A 26,706-nucleotide genomic window follows, 5' to 3' on the forward strand; every position below is an offset into this window, starting at 1 on the left:
GCCGGGCGACCCCGCGGCCGGGGACTCCACGCGCCGCGGCCGCCAGCGCCCAGGGCTCCGCGAACGCGCCCGGCAGCATGTCGTCGAGCAGCCGGCCGAGCAGCGCGCCCGCGGGCAGGCCCAGCGACAGCGCGGGCAGCACCATCCACTGGGGGCCGTACCAGCCGAGCGCGGGCAGCCAGCCGAGTTGCACGCCGACCACGGCGGCCAGCACCGACGCGATCAGGAAGTCGGGCAGCGTGGACAGGAACGCCGATCCGGTGCCCCCGGACGGGCGCCCGGCGAGCCGCCACCGCGACCCGAGCCACAGCGTCCGCGCGCACACCGCACCCGCCGTGACGACCGCGACGGCCAGCGCGCCGGCCATCAGCAGCAGCGACACCCCGAGTGCCTGGAGGACCGAGGGCGTGGCCTCGGCACCGGAGATCCAGGACCGGCCGGCGTCACCGCGCAGCAGCCCACCGAGCCAGGTTCCGAGCAGTCGCAACGGCCCCGCTTCCAGTCCGAGTTGGGAGTGGACGGCCTCGAGCGCCTCGGGCGTGGGGTCGCGTTCCGCGGACCGCGCCTTGAGTACGGTGAGCGCCGGGTCGGTGCGCGTCAGCCAGGGCAACAGCCCGACTCCGCACAGCAGGGCACCGACGAGGACGGCGCGCCAGAGCAGCGCGGGCGCCCCACCTCGTACGACGGTCTTGAGCATGGACGCCGCCCGTCAGCGCCGTGTCCCGACCCCGATGAGGCCGCGCTCGTACGGGTCGAGTTGCACTCCGCTCACGTCGCCGCCGACGCCGGTGATGATCCGCTGATGGACGAGCGGCACCACCGCGTCGGTGCCGAGGACCGCCGCCTCGGCCTTCATCGCCGCGCCCTGCCGCTTCGCGGTGTCGGTGATCGACTCGGCCTGGGAGACGGCCCGGTCGACCGTCTTGTCGCACAGCAGCGCCAGGTTGTAGCTGCCGTCGCAGGTGTGGTCGCCGGCGAGGATCGAGACGGGGTCACCGGTGTCGAGCATGGTGTTGCGTGCGGAGACGAACGCGTCGAACTTCCCCGCCAGCGCGTCGCTTTCGAGCCGCGCGTACTCACGCACCTCCAACTTGACCTTGAAGCCCGCCTTTTCGAGCTGCTGCTCCAGCACCTGGGCGACCTCGGGCAGTTCGGGCCGGTTGTCGTACGTCGCCACGGTGACCGTCGTGCCCTGGGCGCCCGCGGCCCGGGCCCGGCCGGTGGGCTTGAGGCGTTTGTCGGCCGCCCAGGTCAGGGCGGGCCCGTAGATCCCGGCGCCGGGGTCGGCGTGCCCTTCGTACACCCCCTTGGCGAGGGAGGAGGTGTCGATCGCCTCGCGTGCGGCGGCCCGTACCTTCGGGTCCTTGAAGGCGCCGGACTTGGTGTTGAGCAGCAGGCTCGTGGTGCGTGTGGTGGCCGTCTCGCGGCGGTCCGCCTCGTCCAGCGAGGCCGCCTGCGAGACCGGGACGGCCTCGGCGATGTCGGTCTCGCCGGTGCGCAGCGCGTTGGTACGGGCCGTGCCGTCGGCTATGAACCTCGCGTCGACGCCGGAGGCCTGCGCGCGGCCGCCCCAGTAGTCGTCGAACCGGTCCAGGGTGGCCGCGGTGGTGCCGGTGACGTCGGTGAGCTCGAAGGGGCCGGTGGCGGTGCCGACCGGACGGACCGCGTCCTTCTTCGCGTAGGCCTTGGCCGACAGCACGGGAACTCCGGGGCTCGACAGGCGCAGCGGCAGTACGGGGTCGGGTGCGGAGGTGGTCACCCGTACCCGTGCACCGCCCGCCGGCTCGGCGGTGAGCTCGACGCCGGTCAACGCGGGGGTCACGGGCTCGGCGCGGGCCGCGTGCGTGAGGGACGCCGCGACGGCCTTCGGTGTGACCTCGGTGCCGTCCTGGAAGGTCGCCTCGCGCAGAGTGAACAGCCAACTGCGATCGTTCTCGCGGCTCCACGACTCGGCGAGCGCGGGGGCCGCCGCTCCGTTGGCGTCGAGGCGCGTGAGTCCCTCGGTGACGCCGAGCCGGCTGAGGAGGGTGGCGTCCGCGCCGTACGGGGAGAAGTTCTCGGCGGGCGGGAAGGCGAGTGCGACCCGCAGCCTGGAGCCGTCCGCGGCGTCGGACGAGTCCCCGCCGCCCGAGGCGAAGCAGCCGGTGAGCAGCGGGGCGAGCAGGAGGCCGGCGACGAACCGGCGGCGGCGCGGCAGAGAGGGCATGGGCTCTTTCTTCGTGGGAGGGGGGGGCGGTAGCGGGCATGCGTGGGCGGGCGTGCCCCTCAGGTAGGTGAGGGTGGTGAGGGCCGTCAGGGCATGGGGACCTCGAAATGCACGATTCCTGGCCCTCCGCCCGGCTCTTCGCGCTCGTCGTGCACCGCCTTGCCCAGCGAGCGCCAGAAGGCCTCGGCGCCCGGCACCGCGGGATCCGTGTGCAGATAGACGGCGCGGTAGCCGCCGTCCGCCGTCGCGAAGTCGAGCAGTTCGTCCACGAGCCGCCGGGCCAGGCCGCGCCGCCGGTGCTCGGGACGCACGTACACACGGCGCAGTTGGGCGGTACGCCCCGAGGGGTAACGCTCGGCCAGGTGGCGCGGGTTCGGCGGATGGGCCGGTCCCCGGGAGTCGAGCGCGGCGGTCGCGGCCACCGTGCCGTCCCGCTCGTCGACCGCGACGAGCAACGTGTGCCGTGCGGGCGCGACATAGGCCTCGTGGAGGTCGACGATGTCGCGGTGCCAGCGCGGTACGTACCCTGTGCCGAAGTCCCGGTAGACGGTGTCGAGCATCACGGATCGCGCGTCGTCGAGGTCGTCGGGGGTCGCCGTTCTGATGCAGTAGCTGCGCACCTGCACATCATATGCATTAAGGCTTACGGTCCTCCCGTCCCGGGTGGAGCCCACTTGCCCGCCCGACCCTGTGTGCGGTTTGCCGCCCGACAGAAGTCAACACTTCTTCCCGAAATTCACCGAGTCGAGTGAACCTGATCTTGCGGGCGGCGTGTCGGGGATGGCCCCTGGGCTGCTGGGGTAGCTACCGAGATCACATATGTCCTCCCCCGCACGAGGTGGAGCCGAGATGCCACCGGAAGCCGATGACCGCACCGCCGGACTGCCCGAGGGCAGCGCGGCGGAATCCGGTCTCCCCGCGGCGAACCCATCCGCCCACAGCCGTCTGAGCGGCGAGTTCACCGTGGTCGTGGTGCTGGGCGAGATCGACATGGCGACGGCCGGCGCCCTGGCCGAGCACCTGGACGCCGCGACCGCGCGCCCCGAGCCCCAGGTCCTGGTCGACCTGCGCTCCGCAGATTTCTTCGACTGCTCGGGGCTTCGCCTGCTCTGCCGGGCCGACAGCCGCGCGAAGGAGCGCGGCGGCGCACTCCGCGTCGTTTCCAACCAGCCCCGCATCCACCGGTTGTTGCGCGCCTCGGGCCTCCTCAAACGTTTCCCGCCACTCCCGGACCTTCCTCCTCCGTCCGCTCCTGACAGCGCAATAGAGCCCCGCCCGCAGGAGTGAGCGGCCCGAGAGCGATTCAGAGCAGGCGCCGGAGGTAGGCGTCGAGGGCCGCCGAGCCGCGCAGCCGGCGCAGACTTCGGTGATGCAACTCCCGCTCACGCGCGGCCAGTGCGAGGCGTACGCGCTCCGGGCTGCCCGTGGCCCGCAGCTCGGCGAGGACCGCCTCGATCGTGGCGAAGGGATGGCCGCCGCGCCGCAGAAGCGCCACGACCTGCGCCATCCGCGCCTCGACCGCGGAGTAGAGCCGGTATCCCGTGGACTTCTCACGCGTGGGCCGCAGTAGTCCGCGAGCCTCCCACAGCCGAAGGACAGGGGTCTGCACGCCTACGGCGTCGGCCACCTCGCCGATGCGCAGACTCGCGCGCTCCACGGGCGCGCCCTCGACAGCGAGCAGTGAGTCCAGGGCGGCGAGCACCGCGGCGAGTTCGGTCCGCTCCCGGTGCAGTTCGGCATGACTCTCGTCGAGGACGGCGAGCGCGGCTTCCACGTCCCCGTCGTGCACCGCGCGCATGATCGCGCCGGTCGTCGGCCAGCCGTGGCCGGTGGCGAGCTCGCGGGCGGCGGTGAGCGCCTCGGCGTGTGCGGTCGTGAAGACGCGATAGCCGCTGTGCGTGCGCTCGACGGGCGGCAGGATCCCCGTCTCCACGTAGTTGCGGACCTGTTGCGTCGAGATGCCCGCCGCACGCGCGAGATCGACGGCCCGCAGCCGGTCGCTCACCCGCGCCTCACCCGTGTCTCACCCGCCGTACCCACCCCTCGATTTGAGGGTTTCAGGCTAGATGGGGCGGTGCCCCCGCTGCGCATCGGGTTCAAGTCTCAAGAAGCACTTCAATGAAACGATTGAAGGGCTGCAGCCGCACTAGGAGTCGCACATCGACCTGGAAAGGGAGGGCGCCGACGTGAAGTTCGTGCTCGAAGTCGACATGGGAGACACGCCCTGGGACGGGAACACCGCTCAGGAGCTGGGCCGGATCCTTCGGTACTGGGGCGGGAATCTCCACCACTACGACCTCAAGCCGGGAGACGGATCGGCCATCTACGACTCGGAGTACCGCGAGGTCGGGCGCTGGAGCATCACCACACCCGAATGACGCCGTGAGCACTTCCGGCATCGATGGTCACTACTGATGCCGGGAGTCGGCGGGACGGCCCCACATCCGTCCCTGCCGACTCCCGGCGCGAGATCGCGCGGCACCCGCGGCGGGACCCGCACTCCCCAGCTACGGGCCCTCGGTCGACATCCACCTGCCGTCGGTCGACGTTCACGGGCGCCGCGCGATCCCGGCCCTCAGAACGTGAAGACGGCTGTCCCGTAGGAGTTCTTCACGCACTCGTTCGAGAAGGTCCGCTCGTAGGAGACGCGCCGGCCCTGCCAGACACCGTCGACCGTGATGACCACGGGGTCGTACTCACGGGTGCACAGGGCGTCGCGTCTTTCGGTGAGGGCGTCGAAGTCCCCACCGGAGGCGCGCAGTTCGGCGCAGGCTCGCACAGAGGCCGGGTGGGTGCCCGAGACGGTCGGCGCACAGGCCAGAGTGACCGCGCGTTCGGGAGTGGCGGCGATCGCGCTGTCGCCGTGGCCCACGGTGAGCACCAGGGACGAGGGGGCGTAGAGCGCGGCCGGGGCGGGCTCCGGGGCGGCGAGGGCGGTCCCGGTCAGGGGACCGCAGAGGGTGGCGGCCGTCAGGGTCAGGGTTGCTGCCCAGCGCGCGGTGGTCGGCATTGTGTGCATCCTTCCGCTCGGATGGCGTTCCGGAACGTTTGCGTTCCGGAACGTACGGATGCCGAATCCTGTGTGGTGGACCGGCGACCGCGAGTCTGCCGAGTCCGCGGCAGAAACACACGTGGACCCCATGCGTTTCAGTAACCTTGCGTGTTGAATCAGTGGCGCGAAGTCACGGAATTCGAACGCGCCTCCCCCTCAACAGAGCGGGCGCCACACCCCGGATGGGGCGAGCTGGCCGGATATGCACTGCTCAGCAATAGGCCTGAAACATTCCGCTTTCAGCTGAGGCCAGGCTCTTGCGCCGGACCTGCCGACGAGTAACTGTAATTACATGATTACCGCCGAACAGCACGAGAAGTTGCGCGGCTGGTTCGCCGGCCGCCTGCCCGACGATCTCTTCGAGAGCCTCAGTGAAGTGACGGTCGACCGCGAGGAGATCACCGTCGTCGGCCGCATAGCCGAGCCCCGGCTCACCGAGAGCGCCTCGGACGCCGAGAAGGACGCGGCCGTCCGGTCCAGGATCCAGGAGTTCCGGGAGCGCACCCGTGACGACCGGATCGCGGTGGCCCGCGAGGCCGAGCACCGCTTCGGCAAGAAGGTCTCGTGGGGCGTGGAGTGCGGGGGCGAGCGCGCCCTGTTCACACATGTCGCCGCACCCGTCATGACCCGGCTGAGGCAGCCCCAGCGGCAGGTGCTTGACACCCTCGTCGCCGCCGGGGTCGCCCGCAGCCGCAGCGACGCGCTCGCCTGGTGCGTGCGCCTCGTCGAGCGCCACGCGGACGACTGGCTCACGGAACTCCGCGACTCCCTGGAACACGTCCAACGGGTCCGCGCACAGGGACCCGACACCGCGGCTCATGAACCGGAGGACACACCACCCGGCGATCCCACGGAGACACCGGACGACAACTGACGAGGGGCGGGGCGGGACGCGCACTCCAGACCGGTCGTGCGCGTGCCGCGTGCGGCACGCGGCATGCGGCATGCGGCATGCGGCATGCGGCACGGTGGACGGACTCTGCCACTGTCGTCAGGATCATGTCGGGTACGGCGCGATCTCAGCGACGATAGGCGGGACATACGGATGCCGAAGCAGTGGGCGGACTTCCAGTACGAGATCTACCTGAACGGCATGACGGGGGCGGTGCCGCGGCTGCCCACCGATCTGACGCGGCTGGAGGAGCTGACCGAGCGGCGTCTCGGGCCCGGCCCGGTGGGATATGTGGCGGGCAGCGCGGGCAACGGCAGTACGGCGCGGGCGAACCGGGCCGCGCTCGACCGCCGTCGGATCGTGCCGCGGATGCTGCGCGATGTGCGCGAACGGGACCTGTCCGTCGAGGTGTTGGGGCGCACGCTGCCCGCGCCGCTCGCGCTCGCGCCGGTCGGTGTGCTGTCGATCATGCACCCGGACGCCGAGTCCGCCGCGGCCCGGGCCGCGGCGGCGCAGGGCGTGCCGTACATCCTGTCCTCGGCGTCCAGTACCCCCATGGAGGAGGTGGCGGCCGCGATGGGCGACGCGGAGCGCTGGTTCCAGCTGTACTGGGCGAAGGACCGCGAGGTCACGAGGAGTTTCCTGAGCCGGGCGAAGGCCGCCGGATACACCGCGCTGTTCGTCACGCTCGACACCCCGCTGCTCGCCTGGCGCCCGCGCGACCTGGACCAGGCGTATCTGCCGTTCCTGCACGGAGTGGGCACCGCGAACTACTTCTCCGACCCGGCGTTCCTGGCGGGCCTGGCCAAGCCCGTGCACGAGGACCCGAACGCGGCCGTGATGCACTTCGTGGGGATGTTCGCCGACCCCGGCAAGACCTGGCCGGACCTGGCGTTCCTGCGCGAGAACTGGGACGGACCGATCCTCCTCAAGGGCATCCTCCATCCGGACGACGCCCGCCGGGCCGCCAACGCAGGGATGGACGGGGTGGTCGTCTCCAACCACGGTGGCCGTCAGGTGGCCGGCTCCGTCGCCGCCGCCGACGCGCTGCCCCGCGTGGTCGAGGCGGCCGGGGACCGGCTGACCGTCCTCTTCGACAGCGGCATCCGCACGGGCGACGACATCTTCAAGGCCCTCGCGCTGGGCGCGGAGTCCGTGCTCGTCGGGCGTCCTTACGTGTACGGACTCGGCCTCGACGGCCAGTCAGGCGTCGACCACGTCATCCGTTGCCTCCTCGCCGAACTCGACCTCACCCTCGCCCTGTCCGGACACGCCTCCCCTGCCACGCTCAGCTCCGCCGACCTCGTGGAAGACAGCGTGTGGGCGCCCTGATCGAGCATCGAGCAGGACGCCCTCCACCTGTTGTCCCCGTCCCGCAGTCGACCGTAGGCCGCCTCGCCCCGGGCAAGTCCTAGACGGTGGTTTCCGTGGACTCATGGACGGACAGCGGCACGACGGACTGCGGGGCGGGGCCGGAGCCGGCGTCCGAGTCGGAGCCGGTGACCAAGTCTTCGCTCAGGATTTCGCCGGGGTGCCCGGCGCCCGCACCCTCGGCCGGCCGGTCATCGGCCGACTGCGTGGACGGCGCACCCGTACCGGCTATCGACAGGGATTCGGGGCTGGCCGTGGAGCCGTCGGTCAGCCAGCGCTGCTCGTCGGTCCTGTCGCGGATCTTGACGACGACGTCCGCGTTCGGATCCTTTGAGGAGGGAGCGACCGCGAGGCCCTCGTGCCAGCGCGGCAGTAACTCGCCCCGCACCGTGAGGTCGTAGCGCACGTCGTCGCCCCGTTTGGCGTCGGCGGCCGCGCATCCGCCCAGGACGACCACACCGGCGTCCACATGGGAGTCCAGGCACAGCTTGGGGTTCGCGACGCTGCGCAGCAGTCCGTCCTCCTCGTAGGACCACTGCTGGGTCTCGGCGGAGGAGCACGCCACCAGTTTGGTCGCCGCACCGGACTTGGCCTTGCCGCCCTTGATGTCGAGGCAGAGGTCCGCGGCGAGATTGCGCAGGCGGGTCTCCCCGGGAAGCGTGGGCAGTGCGGGCGGCGGAGATGACGACCCGGCGGGCGGGGCCTGAGGACCGGCGCCGGCGCTCGGGCCCGCGCTCGGGCCGTTGGTGCCGGACGCTCCGGGGGACGAGGGATCGGTGGCTCCGTCGTCCTGCGACCACATGGTCGTGACCAGGAGTGTCGCCAGCAGGGCCACCGCGACGAGGCCCGCTCCGGTGACCAGGCCGGCTCCGGTGAGCATGGCCTTCGCGTTCCACCCGCTGTGCGGGGCGCGTCGTCCCCCCGTCGGGAACTGGGACAGCAGGCGGTGGCGGCCGCCGCCTCGCGGCCTCCTGCCGCCGGAACGGCCTGGCCGCGCTCCCGCATGGCCTCGGCCCGGCCGTGAATCGACGTAGCGGCGGGCGCCCCAGCCGAGCACCGATTCGGCGAGCAGCACGCCCAGCTCGCCCTCGAAGTGGCTGAGTTGCTCGGCTGCGTAACGGCAGAAGCGGCACTCCAGCAGATGCTGTTGGACATCGGGGAGCAAGGCTCCGCCGCGCCGAATCGGGACATCGAGGAGACGGTTGTAGTAGCGGCAATCCTTGTTCGGCGCGAGTTCCCGGTGGGCCCGTACGCAGCCCTGGCGGAATTGCTCGCGTGCCTGGTCCAGGGCGGCCGACGCCGTGTCGGGATCCATGCCCAACAGACCAGCGGGTACGGATATGTGCTCGGCCTCGACCTCGGTGTGCCACAGCACGCACTGGGCAAGTCCCGGGAGAGCCTGAAAAGAGCGCTCTGCGAGCTTGCGATTTTCCGGCGTCAACGACTTCGTGGCACGCATACCGCGGCCTCCGGCGGGTTTCCGGAGTTCCGGCAGGACATCGGATATGCGGTCCTCGGCGGACCAGGCCCGGACCGTGTCCCGCACGGTCACGAGGAGTTGGGGACGCAGCGCGACGGCGGACTCGGATCGCTTGAGGCGGTCGAGGATCTGCTGGAAGGCGGCCGCCGTGACCATGGAGGCGACCTGTGCCTTGGAAGCGAGGCAGATGACCGAGTAGTCGTACGTCGGCTGCCAGTGTCGCGCGAACAGCAGGGGTATGGACTGGGCGAGCTCTCCCTCCGGCTGTGCCCGCAGGAGGGCGGCGAGGCTCTCGTCTGATTCCCCGGGAGCGGCGCCGGGGCGAGGGGGGTATGTGGGACGCGGCGGGTGGGGGGTGTGCACTGAGCGGTTTCCTTCCAAGGCACAAGATGGCACACAGAAGTTCTGACCGCCGAAAAGGTGCTCCTGGTTGGTGCGTACCTTTTTGGCTGGGCGCACGGAAAGCAGCCGGGGGTGACCCGGTCGGAGGTCGTCGACCGGCGGCCTTTTGGGCCATCGGCGGAACTAAATCCGGAGCGGCGAATCAGACCCTGACCATTAACCATGCGCTAGGAAGTTCACCCTTGCACAGAACTCTCACACCCAACAAGGCACTTGGACGACTTCAGCAACATCCACACCTGAAGGAAAGTCAGCACAACGCCCGCCCAACTCTCCCCGCTCGCACCGGCTTTCGAAATGGGGACATTCGTCGTGCCGCGCCCCGTTAGGGGCGCGGGGAACTGCGCGACCAACCGCGGACGACCCGCAGCAGACACACACGCCCCCTGCGGAGCGGACCGGGTCAGATTTGCCAGGAGCGGAGGCGGTCCGCCGCCGCGAAGACGTCCGCCTTGCCGGACATCAGGTCGCGCGCGAGGTCGACGAGAGCCCCGTAGGGCGGATCGATTCCGACTCCGCTGACGAACATGTAAGCGACCGCCGTCGCGCAGGCGAAGCGGGCGTTGGCGGAAGGCAGCGGTTTCAGCTGAGCCAGTGTGTGCAGCAGCGCGGCGGCACGCCAGGCCGGGTCCGAGTCCACGCCGAGCCGGGGCGGGTCCACACGATGCCGCGCCACGGCGGCGACCAGCGCGGAGAAATCGTTCACGGTGGGCTGGTCGGGCAGGACCTCTTCGTGCCGCTGGAGCAGCCAGGGCACGTCGATGTGAATGACGGCGGCCATGGGTCAGGCGGCCCGCCCCTCGCCCTTGTGGGGTGGCTCGTCGTCGGGGAAGGCCGCGGCGAACTCGTCCGCGTGGGCCGCGAAGAACCGGCGGAACACGTCCGCGCCTTCCTGCAGAGCACGGTGCCGCACGATGTCGGCGGCGGCCGCCTCCCGTACCAAGGCTTTCATCGACGTACCGCGCTCCTTGGCGATCTGCCGCAGATCCTCGAGCTCACGCTCGCTGAACTCCACGTTGAGAGCTGGCATGCCCTCACGGTACCGCGCGGGTACTTACTCGTAAATAGCCGCAGGTCAAGAGCGATGCAGGGCGGTACCAAACGGGACGGGCGCACCGCACACCGGCACAGGCACGGCTGAGACGTACGTCACGTTCCTCCGGGTGGATGTCACACTCCGGCCCCCCGAAGCCCTCGCACTAGTGAGGCGCTACGGGAAGGCGACACGCATGTCCAACAGTCCGGCACCGGAGACGGGGACGGAGACCGACGAGGCCCTGAAGATCGGCAACCCTCGCGCGAATCTCGTCCGCGTCGCGGTGAACCACGCGCTGGAGCGGCAGGCGGTGATCGGCCGGCGGCGCGAGACGTACGTCGGCCCCTGGCTGCCCGAACCGCTCGTCGCCCAGACCGTCGACGAGGCGGCACCGGACGGCGACGACGCGGCCGTGGACGACGACAAGGAGACGGAGGGTGAGTGCGCATGACTACGACCGGGCGACCGGCACCGCGCCGGACCGAGCAGGGGTCCTCGGACCGGCGCGTGGCCGACTGGTTCGACGGACGCCTGGGCACCCACACCCTCGGCAGGAAGTATCTGCGCAAGGTCTTCCCGGACCACTGGTCGTTCCTGCTCGGGGAGATCTGCCTCTACAGCTTCGCCGTCCTGATCCTCACGGGCGTCTACCTCACGCTGTTCTTCCATCCGTCGATGAACGAGGTGACGTACCACGGCAGTTACGTCCCGCTGAACGGCGTCAGGATGTCGGAGGCGTACGCGTCGACTCTGGACATCAGCTTCGACGTACGGGGCGGTCTGCTGATCCGGCAGATCCATCACTGGGCCGCGCTGATCTTCGTCGCCGGGATGCTCATGCATATGATGCGGCACTTCTTCACGGGCTCGTTCCGCAAACCCCGCGAGATCAACTGGCTGTTCGGCTGGACCCTGCTGCTGCTCGGCATGTTCGAGGGACTGTTCGGCTACTCGCTGCCGGACGATCTGCTGTCCGGCACCGGTGTCAGGTTCGTGGACGGCGCGATCCTGTCGGTGCCCGTCGTCGGGACGTATCTGTCGTTCTTCCTGTTCGGCGGCGAGTTCCCCGGGCACGACGTCGTCGCCCGCTTCTACTCCCTGCACATCCTGGTGATCCCCGGCATCATGGCGGCCCTGGTGGTCGCCCATCTGATCCTGGTCGTGTATCACAAGCACACACAGTTCCCAGGGCCCGGGAGGACCGAACGGAACGTCGTGGGCGCGCCGTTCATGCCGGTGTACCTGGCGAAGGCGGGCGGATTCTTCTTTCTGGTGTTCGGGGTGATCGCGGTCATCTCGGCGATCGCGACGATCAACCCGGTCTGGGCATACGGTCCTTATCGCGCCGATCAGGTCTCCACGGGAGCCCAGCCCGACTGGTATCTGGGCTTCGCGGAGGGCCTGGTGCGCATCATGCCCGGCTGGGAGATCGACGTGGCGGGCCACACACTGGTCCTCGGAGTGCTCATCCCGATCGTCGTCTTCCCGCTCCTCCTCGTCCTCATCGGCGTCTATCCGTTCCTGGAGTCCTGGATCACGGGCGACCGGCGCGAGCACCATCTGCTGGACCGCCCGCGCAACCGGCCGGTCCGTACCTCCATCGGCACGGCGTGGATCAGCGTCTATCTGGTTCTGCTCGCAGCGGGCGGCAACGACATCGTGGCCACCCGCTTCCATCTGTCGATCAACACGGTCACCTGGGCGGCCCGGGTCGCGCTGTTCGTCGTCCCCGTCGTGGTCTTCACCGTCACCCGGCGCGTCTGCCTCGGACTCCAGCTCCGCGACCGCGAGCTGGTGCTGCACGGCCGTGAGACCGGCGTCGTCAAGCGTCTCCCGCACGGGGAGTTCGTCGAGCTGCACCAGCCCCTCTCCCCCGCCGAACTGCACACCCTGACCCAGCACGAGCAGCCCCGGCCGCTCGCGCTGGGCCCGGCGCGGGACGCGAACGGCGTACCGAACCGCACGAGCCGCGTCCTGCGCCTGCGCGCCGGGCTGTCGCGCGGTCTCTACGGCGACGGCGCGCAGGTGGCCAAGCCGACGGCCGAGGAGTACCGGGAGGCCCACGCGCCCGAGGAGTACCGGGACGCCCACTCGGCCGAGGAACCCCGGAAAGCCCGCCCGGTCAGCGAGCCGGTACCTCCAGACGGCTGATCCGCTGGGCGCCCCGGGCCTCGCCCGGATGGCGGCTCGTCAGGGTGAGCCGCAGCCGGCTGCCCCGTACGGCGTCGAAGGTGATCACGGTCGGCGCGTCGGACGCGGTGGCCCAGTCGACGGCGGCTCCCCTCACGGGCCGGTAGCGGTGGCCGTCCCAGTACGCGACCTCGACGGTGGCGGGCAGGGTGTGCGTCGCGTCGACGGTGAACGAGACCTCGACGCGGTCGACGGTGCGCGTCCGTCCCCACGCCACCGAGACCCAGTCCTCGGGGCGGGCGCCGTTGAAGGCGGGCAGCAGGGCGGTGGCCTCCTTGTGGAAGGCGTTGGACCAGCCGGTGGCCGGATCGCCGTCGAGCATCGCGGCGGGCAGGGTGTCCGGGCGACCGGAGTAACTGGCGTCCGCCACGGGGTGGTCCGGGGAGCCCGGACCGGGGTCGGGCGCGAAGTCCGCCGCCGGGGTCAGGACCTTCGAGGTCGCGGCCGTCGTGCGCACGGTGACGGTGCCGGTCCGCAGTCCCTCCGAGCGTGCCCGGAGGGTGAGGCGTCCGGCCCTGGTGCCGGAGCGGACGATGGCCAGGGCCTTTCCGTGGAAGGCCGTGCGGGTGCTCGCCTGGTAGCGCTCGGCGCTCTCCTCGCGTCCGTTGTCGAGCCCGGCCAGCGAGCCGCCGTCGGCCTCGAAGGCGATGACCGGCTCCGCGCCGGGCACCACCACACCTCGGGCGTCCACCACCTCCGCGGTCACGAAACACAGGGAACGGCCGTCTGCGGGAAGGGACTTGCGGTCGGACGTCAGGCGCACGGCGTGTGGCTTCCCCGCGGTGCGCAGGACGTCCGTGGCGACCACCTTGCCGTCGCGCTTGGCCACGGCCTTGAGCTCACCCGGCGCGAACGGCACCTTCCAGGTGAGATGGAGCTTGCCCGCGCTGCCGTTCGGGCTGGTGTAACTGCCGGGCCAGGGGCCACCGGTGACGGTCTTGTCGTCTCCGGTCGCCTCGGTGGTCTCCAGGTAGGTGCGGCCGTCGGTGGTCTTCTTCTCGTCGAACTTCCTGGTGCCCAGTGACTTTCCGTTGAGGAAGAGCTCGACCGTGTCCACGTTGGAGTACGCCCAGACCTCCACGGTGTCGCCCGGGCGGTGGTCCGTCCAGTTCATGGGGAGCAGATGGACCATGGGCTCGTCGGTCCACTGGCTCTTGAAGAGGTAGTACATGTCCTTCGGGAAGCCCGCCGTGTCCGCGGCGCCGAAGAACGACGCCTTCACCGGGAACACGTCGTACGGCGTCGGCTCACCGATGTAGTCGATCCCCGACCACAGGAACTCCCCCGTGAACCACTTCCGGTCCCGGTCCTTCTTCAGCCCGTACTCGCCGCTCATCGTCCACGAGGCGAGATTGTTGTCGTACGAGGACGTCGCGCGCCGGCCCGGCGTGTGGTTCTCGCCCGTGTTGAGCCGCTCCGGCTCCTGGTACGTGCCGCGGGTGGAGGTCTCGGACGAGGACTCCGACTCGAAGAGGAAGAGGCGGGGGTAGCGGGCGTGCAGGGCATCGACCGAGGCGGCGGTGTTGTAGTTGAGGCCGAGTCCGTCGATCTTGGCGAGGAGCAGGTCCGCAGGTGATCCGGCGGGGGGTACGCTGCGGTGCCGGTGGGAGCCGATCACGATCGGGCGGGTCTCGTCGAGCTTCCTGACGCCGTCGACGAGCCGCTGCGCCATGGCCAGTCCGGCGGTCGAGGTGAAGTCGGGGACCTCGTTTCCGATGGACCACATCAGGACGGCGGGCGAGTTGCGGGCCGCGAGGACCATCTCGGCGATGTCCGCGTCACTGTGGGCGTCGAAGAAACGGCCGTAGTCGTACTTGTTCTTGCCGCGCTGCCAGCAGTCGAAGGCTTCCACCATCATCACGATGCCGAGCCGCTCGCAGGCCTCGATCACCTCGGGGGCGGGCGGATTGTGCGAGGTGCGCAGGGCGTTGACGCCCATGCTCTTCATGATCTTCAGCTGGCGTTCCACGGCGTCCGCGCTGACGGCCGCGCCGAGGGCGCCGAGGTCGTGGTGGAGATTGACGCCGCGCAGCTTGGCGTGGACGCCGTTCAGGGTCAGTCCGTCGTCAGGGTCGAAGACGGCGTGGCGGATGCCGAAGGCGGTGCGGTACGTGTCGGTGGTCTCGCCGTCGACGCGCAGTTCGGTGAGGAGGGTGTAGCGGTCGGGGGTGTCGAAGGACCACAACCGGGGCTTTCTCACGGTCAGTCGGTGGGTCTCGGCGGCCGTTTCCCCGACGTGGAGGGTGGAGGTCTCGCGGGCCACCGTGCGGCCGTCGGGGTCGACGACGCTCGACCTGACCTCGGCCTGTCTCGCCGCGCCCGACGCGTTCACGACGCTGGTCTCCACCTGTACGAGCGCGCGCCCCTTCTCGATCTCGGGCGTGGTCACACAGGTCCCCCACCGCTGGACGTGCACCGGTTCGGTGACGACGAGGCGGGCCTCGCGGTAGATCCCGCTGCCTGAGTACCAGCGGCTGCTCGGGAGTTGGTTCTGGACCTTGACGGCGATGACATTGGCCGTGGTGCCGTCGGCGTGCAGCAGATCGGTGACGTCGAGAGCGAACCCGGTGTACCCGTAGGGGTGTTGGCCGACGAGCTCACCGTTGCAGTAGACGTATGAATCCATGTAGACGCCGTCGAACTCGACGGAGACCCGCTTCCCCGCGTACGAGCGGGGCAGGGTGAAGGCGATCCGGTACCAGCCGAGGCCGCCAGGGAGGAAGCCGGTGTCGCTGCGGGTGCCGTGCTCGGTGGTCGGGGTCTGCTCGATGCTCCAGTCGTGCGGCACGGTGACGTGCCGCCAGTCCGAGTCGTCGTAGCCGGGCTCGGCGGCGCGGGCGTACGCGCCGGTGGGATCGGTGATACCGGCCGGGTTGACGAGCGCGAAGCGCCAGCCGTCGCGGAGCGGGACGGTCCGCCCTCCGGTGGCGGCGCGGGCCCGGGGCACGGCCTGCGTGGCCGCATGGGCGGCGCCCCCTGGGGCGGAGGTACCCGCGAGGATCACCGGAGCCGCCGTGCCTAAGATCAGTGCCGATCTGCGAGTCACCGTCATGACGGTTTCCCTTTCGTCAAGGGCCCCTGATTACTCACAACTGCTCGTGATCAACCACAACTAGTCGTGAACAAACAGATTCTGACGGCATGACGCGAGAGACCGTCAAGACCTCGGTAAGCGCTTTCCGTCACTTGTGGCACATCGGCCTGAATCCCACCGTGGTGCGTTCCTGAATCCACCCGTGGCGCGACGGAGCGGCGGCCGGTATGGGGGGTGCGCTGCCGTTCTCTCCTGTGCCGGGCGCCGCGAGACATTACGCTGGGAACGCGAGTGACGCACCCGTTCACTGTGAGTGTGCGCAATGGAGTGGCGACGATGGGGAGCCACAACGACCGACCGGGCGATGGCCCGGACTACCTGTTCGACGAGACCGGCACGGCACGGGCCGTCATCGACCGCGACGGCATCCTCGTCGAGTGGAACGAAGGCGCCCGGCGCCTCCTGGGTCACACATCGGCCGATGTCGTCGGCAGGCCCGCGGCCGACCTGCTGGCACCGGATGCCGAAGCCGCACGCCTCCCGGCCGCCGACAACCGCTGGAACGGCACGCTCACACTGCGTCACCAGGACGGCCGTGCCCGGACGGTGTGGCTCCTCGCGCACCGGCTGCGGCCCGAGCAGGGCGACCGCAGCGGCTGGCTCGTCGTCACCCCGGTGGACAACGGCGACCCGCCCCCGACGGACGATCCCCTGTTGGCCGCGTTCGTGGAACAGTCGCCCTGCCCCACGGCGATCTTCGACGAGCGGCTGCGGCTGCACCGGATCAACACGGCGATGGCCGACGCGCTCGGACTCCCGGAAGAACGGATCCGCGGGCTGCGCGCCCCCGAGATAGGCGGCGCTCCGGGGACCAAGGAACTCGAGGAGCACATGCTCCGGGTGCTCCTCACCGGACAGCCGGAGGACCTGCAGATGCCCATGGGAACCGGCGGCGGCGCCGACGGCGCGGCCTGGTTCTCACGGATCGCACCGCTCGCCTACGAGGGCAGGGTCCACGGCGTATGCGTCTCCGCCCATGACTTCACCGAGCACTACCTCGCCCGGGAGCGCCTCCAGCTCGTCAACGAGGCGAGCATCCGCATCGGCTCCACCCTCGACATCACCCGTACGGCCCAGGAACTGGCCGACGTGTTCGTGCCCGCGCTCGCCGATTTCGTCAGCGTCGACCTCATGGACCCACTGGACCACGGCGGCGAGCCGTTCTCCGGACCGCTGTCCGCCCCCGTGAGCCTGCGCCGCGCCGCCCACCGGTCGGTGCACGCCGGCAATCCGGAGGCGGTGGTCAAGGTGGGTCAGGTCGACGTCTATCCCGCCTCCTCGCCGCAGGCCGACTCCCTGCTGGCCGGCCGTCCCATCGTGTCCGCGGACCCCGCCACCACGCTCTCGCGATGGCTCGCCTGGGATCCGGTGCGCCACGAGCGCGTCAGAGCGTACGGAATCCACTCGACGATGTCCGTGCCCATCCAGGCCCGTGGCCTGACGCTGGGCGTCGCCGTCCTCACGAGGTTCCGGCGGACCGACCCCTTCACGGCCGACGACGTCCTGATCGCCGGGGAGATAACGGCCAGGGCGGCCGTCTGCATCGACAACGCCCGCCGTTTCTCCCGCGAGCGCGAGACCGCGTTCGCCCTGCAGCGCAGCCTGCTGCCACGGACCCTGCCGCGCACCGCCGCCGTGGAGGTCGCGTCGCGCTACCTGCCCGCGTCACGGGCCGGGGTCGGCGGCGACTGGTTCGACGTGATCCAGCTGTCGGGGATGCGCGTCGCCATGGTCGTCGGCGACGTCGTCGGCCACGGGGTCCAGGCCTCGGCCACCATGGGGCGACTGCGGACGGCCGTACGCACCCTCGCCGACATCGATCTGGCGCCGGACGAGCTGCTGACTCACCTGGACGACCTGGTCGTCCGGCTCTCCGTGGAGGCGGGCAGCGAGGGGACGACGGGCGAGGTCGGCGCCACCTGTCTGTACGCCGTGTACGACCCGGTCGCCCGCCGCTGCACCCTCGCCCGGGCCGGACATCCGCCACCGGTGATGCTCCCGCCGGACGGTCCGCCCGCGGAGATCCCCATGCCGCCCGGGCCTCCCCTCGGCCTCGGCGGACTGCCCTTCGAGTCCACGGAGGTCACGCTCTCCGAAGGCACCGTGCTCGCTCTCTACACCGACGGCCTGATCGAGAGCCGTGACCGGGATGCCGACGTCAGCCACCGGATGCTGTGCCAGGCGCTGGCCCGCTCGTCGAGCTCCCTGGACGACACCTGCCACCACATCCTCCAGGCGCTGCTCCCGCCGACCGGCATACCCGACGATGTTGCCCTGCTCCTCGCCCGTACGCGCGGACTTCCGACGTCCCAGGTGGCCACCTGGGACATCCCCGCCGACCCCGCCCTCGTCGCCCCGATCCGCAAACAGGTCGTATCGCAGCTGGGCACCTGGCGGCTGGACGAGGCGTCGTTCACGACCGAACTCGTCGTCAGCGAACTCGTCACCAACGCCATCCGGTACGGCGACCGCCCCATCCGGCTGCGCCTCATCCACGACGCCATGACGCTCATCTGCGAGGTGTCGGACACCAGCCACACCGCCCCGCATCTGCGCCGCGCCAAGATCTTCGACGAGGGCGGCCGCGGCCTCCTCCTGGTGGCCCAGCTCACCGAGCGCTGGGGCAACCGGCACACCCCCGAGGGCAAGACGATCTGGGCGGAGCTGGCACTGGGCGAGGACTGATCCGCGATCGACGGGGAGTCGGCCCGGCCCCCTTCATCGCGGGCCGCCCCGCCGTTGGCCGCCGCCGTATCCGCCGCCCTAGGGTCCTCCGCGCGCCGGCGTGGAGGACGGGGTGGGCGTGGGCGTCGGAGGGGCGCTGCCCGCCGGCTCGGGCGAGTCCCCGTCCTTGTACGCGGTGATCCACTCCATCTGGAGCGAGTCCTCCGATGGGTCGATCAGCCAGCGCTGGGATTCCCCGTCGTCGCGTGACTTCAGGACGAGGTCCGACTCGCTTTCCGTCGAGGCGGGAGTCAGGGCCAGTTCCTGGCGTCCCAGGGGCACCAGACTGCCTTGGAGGGTGAAGTCGTAGCGCACGTTCTCCGCGTACCTGTTCGGCTCGTCCTCGTCCTCGCCCTCGCACCGGCCCAGTCGGACCGAGGAGGCCAGGCGGGAGTCGAGGCACAGTTCGGAGGCGGCCAGGCTGCGCAGTGACCCGTCGCTCTCGTACGACCACTGCTGCCGGTCCGACGAGGTGCAGGTGGCGAGCTCGGCCTCCGCGCCCTCGGTCACCTTGCCGTCGTCGATGCTGGCGCACAGTCCGCTCTCGGCATGGCGCAGCCTGCCGCTCAGGATGCCGGGTGACGAGTCGGCCGTGCCCGCGCGGGACGGCTGCGCACCGGGCTTTTCGGAAGCCGTCCCGGTACTCGCGTCGGAGGGGGGCTCCGCGTCGTCCCCGCCGCCGGACCACAGGACCAGCGGCACCAGTACGCCCGTGCTCACGGCGAGCGCGGTGAGGGAGAGCGCGGCCAGGGCGGGGTTCCTCCGGTCGCGATGCGGGCTGCCGCGCCGCGAGCCCTTCCTGGGCTCCGTGGGGCTGTTGGCGGGGGGCACGGGGCTGGTGTCCGGGTGCAGGGGACGGTTGTCGGGGTGCAGGGGACGGTTGCCCGGGTGCGGGGGACGGTTGTCAGGGTGCGGGGGACGGTTGTCCGGGTGCGGGGGAACGCGTGCCGCGGACCAGGGCCCGTTGCCCGGAGCGGTCCCGAGCCGGTCGTCCGGAACGGTCCAGAGTCCGTCGTCCGGAGCGGACCCAGGCCGGTCGCCCGGAGCAGACCAGAGCCCGTCATCCGGAACAGACCCAGGCCGGTCACCCGGAGCAGACCAGAGCCCGTCACCCGCAGCAGACCCGGCCCCGTCGCCCGGAGCAGACCAGAGCCCGTCACCCGCAGCAGACCCGGCCCCGTCGCCCGGAGCAGACCAGAGCCCGTCACCCGCAGCAGACCCGGCCCCGTCGCCCGGAGCAGACCCACGCCGGTCGTCCGGAGCAGTCCAGAGTCCGTCGTCCGGGGCAGCCGCCCAGGGTTCGGGGCCTGGGGAAACGGCCACGACCGGGCCGGCATGCGGGTTCTCTATCGGGTCACGACGACCCGGCCGGGAGTCGAGATACTCCCGTGCTCCCCAGACGAGTAACGCCTCGGCCAACAGCAGGGCCAGCCGGTCTCCGGAATGGTCCAACTGGTCGGCCGTGTACCGGCAGTGCCGGCACCGGTCCAGGTGCTCCCGCAGATCGGGGCAGCTCGGGGTGCCACGGCCCCGCAGCGACGCGTCGAGAAGCCGGCTGTAGCGGTGGCACTCCCCTTCGGGGGCGAGTTCGCGATGGCCTTCCAGACAGTGCCGGCGCAGCAGGGCACGCGCCCGCTCCAGCCGTGTGGGGGCGTCCTGGGGCGCCAGGCCGAGCAGACCGGCCGGTATCGCGAGGTCCTCCGCCTCGACTTCCGCGTGCCACAGAATGCAGCGGGCGGCCTCCGGCAGTTGCTGGAACGCGCCGGCCACCAAGCGCCTGTTCTCCGGCGGAAGAAGCCGTGCCGCGGCCCGGTCTCGGTCGTCCTGTCGGGGCTGCAGGCCGGGGTGGAGCAGCGTCCGCCGATTGTCAGCGCTCCATTCCGCCGCGATACGGCGCACGGTGACCAGTAATCGCGGCCGCCAAGCCGCTGTCGGCCCTGACTGCCGCGCGGATTGCCCGAACAGCCGGGTGAATGCCGCAGTGGTGAGCATTCCGGCGTACTGCGCTCCGTTGGTGCACAGGCGGGCGTACGAGTGGACCGCCACCCAGTGCCGTGCCAGCAGCTCCCCCGAGGGGTAGCGGGCCGGGGCCCCGCCGGAGGAGTTCCTCCTCAGGTCGTTCGTGAGCTCCTCGTCCGTCGCATCGAACTGTCGAGCCTGGGTGCGGGAATTCGACGGGGTCGCATCACTCACGTTGCACTTTCCTCCGAGGGCCGTGCGGAGTTAGTCCACACCAACGGGTATGGAATTACCGCACGCTGACAGGCGCACCATCGCACAGCCCAGCGCTTCGATTCAAGAGAACACTCTCAACGCCCCTTTCAAGCCAACGAGTTCGCCATGACAAAGCGTCAATAAGAGTTTGCCTCAAAGTGACTCGAATTTAATTTCCTCAAGTTGCTGGAAGTAAGTACCGATTTGCCGCCCAGAAAACAGGAGGTCTCGAACCTTGGGTATGCCAACGGAATATGTATGGACATCTTGACGTACGAGCCATCTCAGCCACATCGCGACCACACCCGCCGGAGCGTTGACGACATGGCATGCCCATGCAATGCTCCAAAATGGGAGCGCTCCCACACCCCTTTCCTTCATTCGGAACGGGTTGCACGAACCCATTGACCGGACACCGGGAGGCGGTTCATGCACAGGGGAAGAAACCTGACGACCATTCTGCTGGTGACGAACCTGCTGTCCGGCGGTCTGGCCGTCGCCCCCACAGCGACAGGGCTGGAGGCCGCCACGGACACGGCCGCCGCCGCGACGAGCCCCGTGCGAGTCAACCAGGCGGGCTATCTGCCGGACGGTCCCAAGCGTGCCACGGTGGTCAGTTCAGCCACTCAGCCGCTCACCTGGCGGCTGCGTGATGCGTCCGGCGCCACGGTCGCCACCGGCCCGACCGTCGTGCGCGGCACGGACGCGGCCTCGAAGGACGCGACCCATGTGGCGGACTTCTCCTCGTACCGGCAGGCGGGTTCGGGTTACGCCCTGATCGTCGATGGGCAGAGCAGCACCCCCTTCGACATCCGCGCGGACCTCTACGACGGCCTGCGGTCCGACGCGATGGCCTTCTTCCACCACCAGCGCAGCGGCACACCGATCGAGGCCTCGCTCGTGGGCTCCGCGTACGCGCGCCCGGCCGGCCATCTCGGCGTGGCGCCGAACAAGGGCGACACCGCTGTCCCCTGCCAGGCCGGTGTGTGCGACTACAGCCTCGATGTCAGGGGCGGCTGGTACGACGCGGGCGATCAGGGCAAGTACGTGGTCAACGGCGGGATTTCCACCTGGCTGCTCGTCGACTCCTTCGCGCGGGCGAAGCGTGCGGGCACCGACGCGGCACTCGGGGACTCGACCCTGCGCATCCCCGAGCGCGGCAACGGCGTACCGGACGTCCTGGACGAGGCGCGCTGGGAACTCGACTTCCTGATGCGGATGCAGGTGCCGCAGGGCAGGCCGTATGACGGCATGGCGTTCCACAAGGTGCACGACGCCGCCTGGACCGCCCTGCCGACCCGGCCCGAGCAGGACGCCCAGCGGCGTGAACTTCACCGTCCGTCCACCGCGGCCACGCTCAACCTCGCGGCCACCGCGGCGCAGTGCGCGCGCGTCTTCCGGCCGTACGACGCCTCGTACGCGAACCGCTGCCTCGCAGCCGCCCGCCGGGCCTGGACGGCGGCGAAGGCCAACCCGGCCCTGTACGCGCCGGATTCGGACAGCACGGGCGGCGGCGCGTACAGCGACGCGCAGGTCACCGACGAGTTCTACTGGGCGGCCGCCGAGTTGTACGCGGCGACCGGGGAGAGCGTCTACCGGCACGCGGTCACCTCCTCGTCCTGGCACACCTCGGCGGGCGCGTTCACCCCGTCCGGCTTCGCCTGGCCCGAGACCGCCGCGCTCGGCAGGCTCACCCTGGCGACCGTGCCGAACGGGCTGCCCGCCGCCGACATCGCGCGCGTGCGCGCGTCGGTGACGGCCGCCGCGGACGGGTATCTGTCCACGATGGCCGGCCAGGGCTACGCCGTGCCGATCCCCGCCTCCGCGTACGTGTGGGGCTCCAACAGCCAGGTCACCAACAACGCCGTCGTCATGGCCGTCGCCCACGAGCTGACCGGCGAACAGCGCTATCGCGCCGGGGTGTTGGAGACGATGGACTACCTCCTGGGCCGCAACGCGCTCGACGTCTCCTACATCACCGGTTATGGCGACACGTACGCCCGCAACCAGCACCACCGCTTCTGGGCACACCAGCTCGACCCCTCGCTGCCGAACCCTCCGGCGGGCTCTCTCGCGGGCGGTCCCAACAGTGCCCTGCAGGACCCCGTGGCACAGGAGCATCTGACCGGCTGCGCGCCGGCGGCCTGCTTCATCGACGACATCGGCTCGTACTCCACCAACGAGGTGGCCATCAACTGGAACGCCCCCCTGGCCTGGCTCGCCGCCTACGCCGCCGAACGCGACTGAGCACGGAGACACGGAGACGGGGATGCGCCCCTACGGGGGTCGGAGCCCCGCCCGGTACGCGCCGGGAGGCGTGCCGTAGCGCTGCCGGAAGACGCGGTTGAAGTGGAACGGGCTGGTGAAGCCGGAGGCCGCCGCCACCCGTTCCACCGGCAGATCGGTGGCCTCAAGGAGCCGGGCGGCGTGCAGCAGCCGGGCGGCGAGCAGCGCCCGCATCGGGGACTGGCCGAGCTGCCGGCTGAAGAGGTGCGCGAACCGGGAGGGCGAGAGCGAGACGTCCGCGGCCAGGGACGCCACGGTGTGCGGGGCGCCCGGGTCCGCGGCGATCAGCGCCTCGGCCCGGCGGACGCGTGCGTCGATGCCGGATCGCCGGGGCTCCGTGCGCGCGGTTGCGGCCGCGAGCAGTACGACCGATTCCAGGGAGCAGAGGGCCAGTTCGCGGGCGGCGGTTCCGTGGGCCACGGCGACCTGGCCGTCCGCGGAGGCCTGCGGAGCGGTGAGGGCGCCGGGTGGGCCGCCCTCCCCTGTCCACCGCGCGTCGGCCAGCATGCGCCGGAACGCCGACGTCACACGGTCGTGGACGGTGTTCGGGACCGGCGTGACGGCGTACAGCCGGTCGCCGAGTGCGTACGGCCGCAGCCAGCCCGCCCAGGACGGCCTGGCCTGGCAGTGGGCCCACCAGAACGCCCAGTGCCGCGCGCCCGGCTCGACCGTGTACCGGTGGGGCACACCGGGGCCGAGGACCACCAGGTCCCCCGCGCCCGCTCGGGTCTCGGTGGTGCCCTGGCGCAGCCGTCCGTGCCCGCCGGTGGTCCAGGTGAACAGCCAACTGCCCGAGCCGCCGGGCCGGTTGACGCTGTAGCCGGGCCGCTCGTCGAAGCGCCCGACGGTCACCAGGCCGGGCGGCGGCGAGGGGACAGCAGGCTCGGGCAATTCCTCAGCGCTCACGGTCATCCCTTCGAGACGCACGGCGGCCTAGCGTGGCAGGCACGGAACACCGTCTGAAGGGTGAACGCATGACAGCCATGGACATCGGCACCTCCGGTGACCCCATCCTGCCCGAGGCCGGTCACCGGCAGTTCGAGGAGGAGGGCTTCACCGTGCTGCGCGGTCTGTTCGGCCGGGACGAAATCGCCGATCTGAACGCGGAGTTCACGGCTCTGCATGCCGCGGGTCCGGTGCCCGGCCACTTCGAACCGCGCGCCTCGGAGACCGGCGGCCCCGCTGGTCACGCCGATCCGCTGCACCGCTACCCCCGTGTGATGCACCCCCACAGGATCAACGACCTGGCCCTGCGCTTCCTCCTCGAACCGCGTCTGCGCAGCGTGCTGGAGACCCTGCTCGGCGAGGAGGTCCTGGCGGCCCAGAGCATGTTCTACTTCAAACCGCCGGGCGCCCGGGGCCAGGCCCTGCACCAGGACAACTTCTATCTCCGTGTCGAGCCCGGCACGTGTGTGGCCGCGTGGATCGCCTGCGACGTGATCGACCGGGACAACGGCGGCCTGGAGGTGGTGCCGGGCACGCACCGGATGGACCTCTTCTGCCCCGAGGAGGCGGACGCCGGGCTGTCCTTCGCGCGGGAGTACGTACCGCCGCCGCCCGGCCTGGCCACCGTGCCGGTCGACATGGAGCCGGGCGACGTCCTGTTCTTCAACGGCACCCTGGTGCACGGATCGCAGCCGAACCACAGCCCCGACCGCTTCCGCCGCTCGTACATCGGCCACTACGTGGGCCGCTCGGCCGAGCGCATCGGGACCTTCTACCGCACCTTGTCGATGAGCGGCGATCCCGTCCCTCTGCGGGAGAGCGAGGGCGCCGGCCCGTGCGGCACGGAGTTCGCGCCGGCGGGCCCGCACTGAAGCACCGGGTCAGGACCGGGGTAGGACGGGGGTAGGACCGGGTCAGGACCGCAAGAGGCGGGCGGCTGTGAGGTCGAGCAGGCCGTCGCGCCAGGTCAGCCCGCGCAGATCGGTGACGACCACCGGGGCGTCGGTGGCGAGTCCCCGCCGGCCGACTCCGATGACGTACGCCCCGGCCACCGCTCCCGCCGTGGCCCCGGCGACACTGTCCTCGAAGACGACAGCCGTGGCCGGGTCGATCCCGAGTTTCTCCGCCGCCGCGCGATAGCCGTCCGGGGCCGGTTTGCCGTGGCTGACGTCGTCAGCGGCGATGAGCACGGGCGGCAGCGGCAGGCCGGCGGCGGCGAGGCGGGCCCGGGCGAGCGCGGTGACGCCGGAGGTCACCACGGCCCAACTCTCCTCCGGGAGGCTCGTGAGGAGGTCGAGGGCGCCGGGCAGCGCGGTCGTGAGAGCGGCGGCCTCGATCTCCAGACGGTCGATCTCGGCGAGGGCCGCTGCCCGCTCCGGCGGGTCGGCGACGAGCAGCGCGACGGTGTCGGCGGAGCGCCGTCCGTGCACCATCGCGGTGACCTCCTCGGCGGGCAGGCCGCGGTCACGGGCCCACTGGCTCCATGCCTGTTCGACGCCCGGGTCGGAGTCGACCAGGACGCCGTCGTTGTCGAAGAGGAGGCCCCGGCAGGGGATGTTCATGCGAAGTCCTTCATCAGCGTCCTTTGTCCGGGTCTTTCATCTGGGTCTTTCATCTGGGTCTTTCATCTGCGTCCTTCATGGATTGTCGGTGATGGATTCCCTCACGTGACAGGACGGTTGCGGTAGCGGTGGACGAGTTCGGGTGCGGCGGTCTGCATGCGGACGGGCGGCAGGCCTCGGGCGATCAGTGTCAGGTCGTCGACCACCATGTCGCCGATGGTCCGGAACGCCTCCGGGATGCCGCCCGCGCGGTGGGCGGAGAGCACCAGTCCCTCCAGGTCGCGAGCGGGGTCGTCGGGGGCGACGGGCTCATCGGGCCAGACGTCGATGGCCGCCAGCAGACGGCCCTGGGCGACCCGCGCGAGCAGCGCCGGGTAGTCGACGACGGGTGCTCGGCTGACATGCACCAGCCGGGCGCCGTCGGACAGCAGGCCGAGTTCACGCTCGCCGAGCAGATGACGGCTCTCTTCCGTGGCGGTGGCGAGTACGAAGACGAACCGGCTGCGGGCCAGGGTCTCGTCCAGCGTGGCCGGGACGAGACCCTGCTCGCGCAATACGGCGGGCGGCAGCCAGGGGTCGTAGACGCGGATGGTGGGGCGGAAGGGCGACAGCAGCGGGTACAGGCTGCGGCCGAGGTTTCCGAAGCCGATCAGGCCGACGTCCGAGCCGCGCAGAAGTACGGCGTCGGCGTTGCCGTCGGACACGTACCGCTCGCGTCCGGCGCGGAAGGCGCGGTCCTCGCGGCTGATGTTTCGCGCCAGGTCGAGAGCGAGGCCGAGTGCGTACTCGGCGACGGCCTGGGCGTACGCGGGGCCGCAGTTCAGGACGTGGATGCCGCGCTCGAAGCAGAGTTCGTAGTCGACGTACGGATAGAAGTTGCCCTCGACGTTGAGCACGGCCCTCAACTCGCCTGCCCGCGTGAGCCGTTCGGCTGGGAGGTCAGGTTGCCCCACGACGGCGAAGGCGTCGGGCAGGGCCCGGTCGAGCGCCGCTTCGGAGTCCGGTTCCACGACGGTGAAACGCTCGTGGAGCAGAGCCAGCGCGGCCGGCGTGAAGATCCGGTCCACGGGGTGCGGGGCGGCGCGCAGGATCACGAGCGGCTTGTCCTGAGTGCTCACGACTCTCCTTGCATCCGTACGGAACGGGGTGACGACCTCAGGAAACGGTAGCCGCGCCCACCCAGGTTTCCTCACCAGCGTGTTGACGAAGACAAGTGCCATCTGCAGCAGGTGGAGCGCCGGCCATTATGCGG

General features: G+C 70.7%; 21 protein-coding genes and 1 pseudogene. 9 read left to right on the forward strand and 13 right to left on the reverse strand.

The features are described 5' to 3' along the window. From FE633_RS34260 to FE633_RS34270, 3 genes are all read right to left on the reverse strand, one after another. Nucleotides 1-697, reverse strand: a 697-nt coding sequence (locus FE633_RS34260) for an ABC transporter permease family protein (RefSeq protein ID WP_484422051.1), incomplete at its 3' end; no start/stop codon positions are given. A gap of 12 nt (nucleotides 698-709) precedes the next feature. Next, nucleotides 710-2,206 carry an ABC transporter substrate-binding protein gene (locus tag FE633_RS34265; RefSeq protein WP_138049073.1) on the reverse strand — a complete coding sequence of 499 codons (1,497 nt, stop codon included), beginning with the start codon at nucleotides 2,204-2,206 and terminating at the stop codon, nucleotides 710-712. Nucleotides 2,207-2,292: 86 nt separating this feature from the next. Then, a complete protein-coding gene (locus tag FE633_RS34270) occupies nucleotides 2,293-2,826 on the reverse strand; it encodes a GNAT family N-acetyltransferase (RefSeq protein WP_138049074.1) in 534 nt (177 codons plus the stop codon). Nucleotides 2,827-3,055: 229 nt separating this feature from the next. Between FE633_RS34270 and FE633_RS34275 the strand changes: the two genes are divergently transcribed. Beyond that, complete coding sequence (locus FE633_RS34275; RefSeq protein ID WP_138049075.1) at nucleotides 3,056-3,493, forward strand: STAS domain-containing protein; 438 nt, start codon at nucleotides 3,056-3,058, stop codon at nucleotides 3,491-3,493. A 16-nt stretch (nucleotides 3,494-3,509) separates the two neighbouring features. Here the strand turns inward: FE633_RS34275 and FE633_RS34280 are convergent, their stop codons facing one another. Then, nucleotides 3,510-4,211: a MerR family transcriptional regulator gene (locus tag FE633_RS34280; RefSeq protein WP_138049076.1), complete on the reverse strand. Its 702-nt coding sequence runs from the start codon at nucleotides 4,209-4,211 to the stop codon at nucleotides 3,510-3,512. Nucleotides 4,212-4,392: 181 nt separating this feature from the next. Between FE633_RS34280 and FE633_RS34285 the strand changes: the two genes are divergently transcribed. Beyond that, nucleotides 4,393-4,584 carry a hypothetical protein gene (locus tag FE633_RS34285; RefSeq protein WP_119099675.1) on the forward strand — a complete coding sequence of 64 codons (192 nt, stop codon included), beginning with the start codon at nucleotides 4,393-4,395 and terminating at the stop codon, nucleotides 4,582-4,584. A 197-nt stretch (nucleotides 4,585-4,781) separates the two neighbouring features. On the opposite strand, the gene FE633_RS34290 is transcribed toward FE633_RS34285, so the two are convergent. Beyond that, complete coding sequence (locus FE633_RS34290; RefSeq protein ID WP_138049077.1) at nucleotides 4,782-5,216, reverse strand: protease inhibitor; 435 nt, start codon at nucleotides 5,214-5,216, stop codon at nucleotides 4,782-4,784. Nucleotides 5,217-5,550: 334 nt separating this feature from the next. Here FE633_RS34290 and FE633_RS34295 point away from each other — a divergent pair, with 334 nt between their 5' ends. Together FE633_RS34295 and FE633_RS34300 are read left to right on the forward strand one after the other, a co-directional pair. Then, nucleotides 5,551-6,132 (forward strand): hypothetical protein, encoded by a 582-nt coding sequence (locus FE633_RS34295; protein WP_138049078.1) that lies wholly within the window; start codon nucleotides 5,551-5,553, stop codon nucleotides 6,130-6,132. Between the two features lie 171 nt (nucleotides 6,133-6,303). Beyond that, nucleotides 6,304-7,482: a lactate 2-monooxygenase gene (locus FE633_RS34300; protein WP_138049079.1), complete on the forward strand. Its 1,179-nt coding sequence runs from the start codon at nucleotides 6,304-6,306 to the stop codon at nucleotides 7,480-7,482. A 79-nt stretch (nucleotides 7,483-7,561) separates the two neighbouring features. On the opposite strand, the gene FE633_RS34305 is transcribed toward FE633_RS34300, so the two are convergent. From FE633_RS34305 to FE633_RS34315, 3 genes are all read right to left on the reverse strand, one after another. After that, on the reverse strand, nucleotides 7,562-9,364 hold the full coding sequence (locus FE633_RS34305; protein WP_138049080.1) for an RICIN domain-containing protein: 1,803 nt from the start codon (nucleotides 9,362-9,364) through the stop codon (nucleotides 7,562-7,564). Nucleotides 9,365-9,806: 442 nt separating this feature from the next. After that, nucleotides 9,807-10,184, reverse strand: coding sequence for a toxin Doc (locus FE633_RS34310; protein ID WP_138049081.1), 378 nt, complete (start codon nucleotides 10,182-10,184; stop codon nucleotides 9,807-9,809). A gap of 3 nt (nucleotides 10,185-10,187) precedes the next feature. Then, a complete protein-coding gene (locus tag FE633_RS34315; RefSeq protein WP_119099681.1) occupies nucleotides 10,188-10,433 on the reverse strand; it encodes a hypothetical protein in 246 nt (81 codons plus the stop codon). A 253-nt stretch (nucleotides 10,434-10,686) separates the two neighbouring features. Here FE633_RS34315 and FE633_RS34320 point away from each other — a divergent pair. Together FE633_RS34320 and qcrB are read left to right on the forward strand one after the other, a co-directional pair. After that, nucleotides 10,687-10,836, forward strand: a pseudogene (locus tag FE633_RS34320) (RNA polymerase subunit sigma-24); the annotation flags it as partial. A 50-nt stretch (nucleotides 10,837-10,886) separates the two neighbouring features. After that, on the forward strand, nucleotides 10,887-12,590 hold the full coding sequence (qcrB, locus tag FE633_RS34325) for a cytochrome bc1 complex cytochrome b subunit (RefSeq protein ID WP_138049082.1): 1,704 nt from the start codon (nucleotides 10,887-10,889) through the stop codon (nucleotides 12,588-12,590). Here the strand turns inward: qcrB and FE633_RS34330 are convergent. After that, nucleotides 12,562-15,681, reverse strand: a complete 3,120-nt coding sequence (locus FE633_RS34330) for a glycoside hydrolase family 2 TIM barrel-domain containing protein (protein ID WP_138049083.1) — start codon at nucleotides 15,679-15,681, stop codon at nucleotides 12,562-12,564. The genes qcrB and FE633_RS34330 overlap by 29 nt on opposite strands. Nucleotides 15,682-15,999: 318 nt before the next feature. Here FE633_RS34330 and FE633_RS34335 point away from each other — a divergent pair, with 318 nt between their 5' ends. Beyond that, nucleotides 16,000-18,408: a SpoIIE family protein phosphatase gene (locus FE633_RS34335; protein WP_138049084.1), complete on the forward strand. Its 2,409-nt coding sequence runs from the start codon at nucleotides 16,000-16,002 to the stop codon at nucleotides 18,406-18,408. 78 nt (nucleotides 18,409-18,486) lie between these two features. Here the strand turns inward: FE633_RS34335 and FE633_RS34340 are convergent, their stop codons facing one another. After that, nucleotides 18,487-20,640, reverse strand: a complete 2,154-nt coding sequence (locus FE633_RS34340) for a ricin-type beta-trefoil lectin domain protein (protein WP_138049085.1) — start codon at nucleotides 20,638-20,640, stop codon at nucleotides 18,487-18,489. Nucleotides 20,641-21,090: 450 nt separating this feature from the next. Here FE633_RS34340 and FE633_RS34345 point away from each other — a divergent pair, with 450 nt between their 5' ends. After that, on the forward strand, nucleotides 21,091-22,908 hold the full coding sequence (locus FE633_RS34345; protein ID WP_138049086.1) for a glycoside hydrolase family 9 protein: 1,818 nt from the start codon (nucleotides 21,091-21,093) through the stop codon (nucleotides 22,906-22,908). A 30-nt stretch (nucleotides 22,909-22,938) separates the two neighbouring features. Here FE633_RS34345 and FE633_RS34350 read toward each other — a convergent pair whose 3' ends face one another. Then, nucleotides 22,939-23,859 (reverse strand): helix-turn-helix domain-containing protein, encoded by a 921-nt coding sequence (locus tag FE633_RS34350; protein WP_138049121.1) that lies wholly within the window; start codon nucleotides 23,857-23,859, stop codon nucleotides 22,939-22,941. 62 nt (nucleotides 23,860-23,921) lie between these two features. On the opposite strand from FE633_RS34350, the gene FE633_RS34355 reads away from it, so the two are divergent. Then, nucleotides 23,922-24,764 (forward strand): phytanoyl-CoA dioxygenase family protein, encoded by an 843-nt coding sequence (locus tag FE633_RS34355; RefSeq protein ID WP_138049087.1) that lies wholly within the window; start codon nucleotides 23,922-23,924, stop codon nucleotides 24,762-24,764. Nucleotides 24,765-24,806: 42 nt separating this feature from the next. On the opposite strand, the gene FE633_RS34360 is transcribed toward FE633_RS34355, so the two are convergent. Together FE633_RS34360 and FE633_RS34365 are read right to left on the reverse strand one after the other, a co-directional pair. Then, complete coding sequence (locus FE633_RS34360; RefSeq protein ID WP_138049088.1) at nucleotides 24,807-25,454, reverse strand: HAD-IA family hydrolase; 648 nt, start codon at nucleotides 25,452-25,454, stop codon at nucleotides 24,807-24,809. 101 nt (nucleotides 25,455-25,555) lie between these two features. Beyond that, nucleotides 25,556-26,572 (reverse strand): NAD(P)-dependent oxidoreductase, encoded by a 1,017-nt coding sequence (locus tag FE633_RS34365; protein ID WP_212747317.1) that lies wholly within the window; start codon nucleotides 26,570-26,572, stop codon nucleotides 25,556-25,558. Nucleotides 26,573-26,706: the final 134 nt, after the last annotated feature.

This window comes from Streptomyces montanus (assembly GCF_005786655.1).
Taxonomy (GTDB): Bacteria; Actinomycetota; Actinomycetes; order Streptomycetales; family Streptomycetaceae; genus Streptomyces; species Streptomyces sporangiiformans.

What these genes read in the sequence shown, in the direction of transcription:
- FE633_RS34355 (WP_138049087.1), top strand. Translation starts at nt 23,922, where the DNA reads ATGACAGCCATGGACATCGGCACCTCCGGTGACCCCATCCTGCCCGAG.
- qcrB (WP_138049082.1), top strand. Translation starts at nt 10,887, where the DNA reads ATGACTACGACCGGGCGACCGGCACCGCGCCGGACCGAGCAGGGGTCC.
- FE633_RS34330 (WP_138049083.1), bottom strand. Translation starts at nt 15,681, where the DNA reads ATGACGGTGACTCGCAGATCGGCACTGATCTTAGGCACGGCGGCTCCG.
- FE633_RS34265 (WP_138049073.1), bottom strand. Translation starts at nt 2,206, where the DNA reads ATGCCCTCTCTGCCGCGCCGCCGCCGGTTCGTCGCCGGCCTCCTGCTC.
- FE633_RS34290 (WP_138049077.1), bottom strand. Translation starts at nt 5,216, where the DNA reads ATGCCGACCACCGCGCGCTGGGCAGCAACCCTGACCCTGACGGCCGCC.
- FE633_RS34315 (WP_119099681.1), bottom strand. Translation starts at nt 10,433, where the DNA reads ATGCCAGCTCTCAACGTGGAGTTCAGCGAGCGTGAGCTCGAGGATCTG.
- FE633_RS34360 (WP_138049088.1), bottom strand. Translation starts at nt 25,454, where the DNA reads ATGAACATCCCCTGCCGGGGCCTCCTCTTCGACAACGACGGCGTCCTG.
- FE633_RS34300 (WP_138049079.1), top strand. Translation starts at nt 6,304, where the DNA reads ATGCCGAAGCAGTGGGCGGACTTCCAGTACGAGATCTACCTGAACGGC.
- FE633_RS34335 (WP_138049084.1), top strand. Translation starts at nt 16,000, where the DNA reads ATGGGGAGCCACAACGACCGACCGGGCGATGGCCCGGACTACCTGTTC.
- FE633_RS34345 (WP_138049086.1), top strand. Translation starts at nt 21,091, where the DNA reads ATGCACAGGGGAAGAAACCTGACGACCATTCTGCTGGTGACGAACCTG.
- FE633_RS34295 (WP_138049078.1), top strand. Translation starts at nt 5,551, where the DNA reads ATGATTACCGCCGAACAGCACGAGAAGTTGCGCGGCTGGTTCGCCGGC.
- FE633_RS34275 (WP_138049075.1), top strand. Translation starts at nt 3,056, where the DNA reads ATGCCACCGGAAGCCGATGACCGCACCGCCGGACTGCCCGAGGGCAGC.
- FE633_RS34350 (WP_138049121.1), bottom strand. Translation starts at nt 23,859, where the DNA reads ATGACCGTGAGCGCTGAGGAATTGCCCGAGCCTGCTGTCCCCTCGCCG.
- FE633_RS34310 (WP_138049081.1), bottom strand. Translation starts at nt 10,184, where the DNA reads ATGGCCGCCGTCATTCACATCGACGTGCCCTGGCTGCTCCAGCGGCAC.